General features: G+C 70.7%; 1 protein-coding gene. It reads left to right on the top strand.

Annotated features, from left to right (window positions below; genetic code table 11):
* Positions 1-2,364 (top strand): non-ribosomal peptide synthetase (locus DVS29_RS36680; protein ID WP_118186233.1); only part of this gene is annotated, 2,364 nt, incomplete at both ends.

Below are 2,364 nucleotides of genomic sequence, written 5' to 3'. Positions count from 1 at the left end.
ACGCGTCGGGTGGGCGAGCTGACGCTGTCGACGGGACGCGAGGCGGCGCCGGCGCGGCGGTATGCGTTCGAGTCGCTGGGGCAGGCGCTGTCGGCGCAGGCCCGGCGCACGCCTGACGCACTGGCGCTGCGTTGCGAAGCCGCGTCGCTGACCTACGCGGAGCTGGATGCGTGGTCGGGTGCGCTGGCCGCCTCGCTGCGCATGCGTGGCGTGGGCGCGGAGCAGCGCGTGGGGCTGTGCGTGGCGCGCAGCCCGGCGCTGCTGGCGGCGCTGCTGGGCGTGATCAAGTCGGGCGCGGCGTTCGTGCCGCTGGACCCGGCGTATCCGGCCGCCCGCCTCGGGCAGATGATCGGGGATGCGGGCATCACCCGCGTCGTGGCCGATGCGGTGAGTGCTCGGCAGGTCGAGGCGGTGCTGACGGGCTGCGAGGTGATCGATGTGGCCGATGTCGCGGCCGCCGGATCAGGGCCCACGTTCGAAGCCGCTGACGTGCATCCCGAGGTGCATCCGGACCAGCTGGCCTATGTGCTCTACACGTCGGGTTCCACCGGCCGTCCCAAGGGCGTGGCGGTGAGCCACGGTGCGCTGTGGACGCACCTGCAGGACTTCCTGTCGACCTACGCGATCACCGTGGACGATACGGTGCTGCACTCGTCGACGATCAACTTCGACGTGGCGCTGCACGAGACGCTGCCGGCGCTCTTGCGTGGCGCGACGGTGGAGATGCGCGGGGCCGAGCCGTGGGACCTGCAGAGCCTGAGCGAGCGTCTGGTATCGCGAGGCGTGACGTTCGCGCGCATTCCGACCGCGCTGTGGCAGCAATGGCAGCGTCACGCCCCGGCGCGCGGACAGCTGTCGCTGCGCCAGGTGACGGTGGGCGGTGAGGCGCTGCCCGGTGACGCGCTGGCATCCTGGCAGAACGGACCGCTGGCGGATATCCGCCTCGACAACCTGTACGGCCCGACGGAAACGACGGTCGCAGCGCTGTACCGCGAAACGCAGCCGCAGGACGCGGCCCAGGTCACGGTGCCGATCGGCGTGCCGTATGCGGGCCGCACGGCGCGCGTGATCGACGCTTACGGCGATGAAGCGCCGGTGGGCGGGCTGGGCGAGCTGTGCATCGGCGGGCCGACGGTGGCGCGTGGCTACCTGCACCGCGCGGGGCTGACGGCGGAGCGCTTCGTGCCGGACCCGCACGGCGGGCCGGGCGCGCGGATGTACCGGAGCGGCGACCTGTGCCGGATGCATGAAGACGGCACGGTGGGGTTCCTGGGCCGGCTGGACCAGCAGGTGAAGCTGCGCGGCCAGCGCATCGAGCTGGCGGAGATTGAAACGGTGCTGCGGCAATGCGCGGGGGTGCGCGAGGCGGCGGTGATCCTGACGGGCGCGGGCGAGCAGCAGCGGCTGGCGGGCTATGTGGCCGGCGAAGCGATCGATGAAGCGACGCTGCGCGAAGCGCTCTCGGAACGGCTGCCGGGCTACATGGTGCCGTCAAGCCTGACGGTGCTGGAGCGTCTGCCGTGGATGCCGAACGGCAAACTGGACCGGGCGGCGCTGCCTGCGCCGCAGGCGCGGGAGGGCGGGCGCCAGGCGCCCTCGAACGAAGTGGAAGCGCTCCTGCTGTCGATCTGGTGCGCGGTGCTGGGCCGTGACGATCTGGGGGTGACGGAGAACTTCTTCGAAGCGGGCGGGGACTCGATCCAGAGCCTGCAGATCATCGCGCGGGCGCGGGAGGCGGGGTTGAAGCTGACCCCGCGTCAGGTGTTCGACCATCCGACGGTCGTGCAGCTGGCACGGCAGGCGAAGCGGCTGGAAGCCGCGCCGCAGGAGGTTGAAGACGATGGGGACGCGTTTGGCCTGACGCCGATCCAGCGCCTGTTCTTCGGGCGCTATCCGCAGGGCGAGTCGCACTGGAACCAGTCGATGCTGCTGAAGGTGTCGGGGCGGCTGCGGGTCGATGCGCTGGAAACCGCGCTGCAGGCCCTGCGTGCGCGCCACGATGCACTGCGTCTGCGTTTCGTGAAGACGCCTGAAGGCTGGAGCCAGACGATCGCGCGAGCGGGCGAACCCGAAACGGGGCTGGTGCGACCGGTGAAGCTGTCGTCGCTCGCGGAGCTTGACGCAGCGGGGCAACGGATCCAGTCGAGCCTGGATATTGAACGCGGTCCGATGCTGCGCGCGGGTTACTTCGAGACGGAAAGTGAAACGCGGCTTCTGGTTGCGGTCCACCACCTGGCGGTAGATGGTGTTTCCTGGCGCGTGCTGCTCGACGAACTGCAGACGGCGTACGGACAGGCTGAGCGGAACGAACCCATCGTGCTGCCCACCCCGTCGACGTCGTGGCGCAGCTGGGTCCGACAGGTC

This window comes from Paraburkholderia phosphatilytica, assembly GCF_003443895.1.
GTDB classification, from domain to species: Bacteria; Pseudomonadota; Gammaproteobacteria; order Burkholderiales; family Burkholderiaceae; genus Paraburkholderia; species Paraburkholderia phosphatilytica.
The sequence above is the reverse complement of the archived record's forward strand: the minus strand, read 5'-3'. Positions and strand labels throughout refer to the sequence as shown.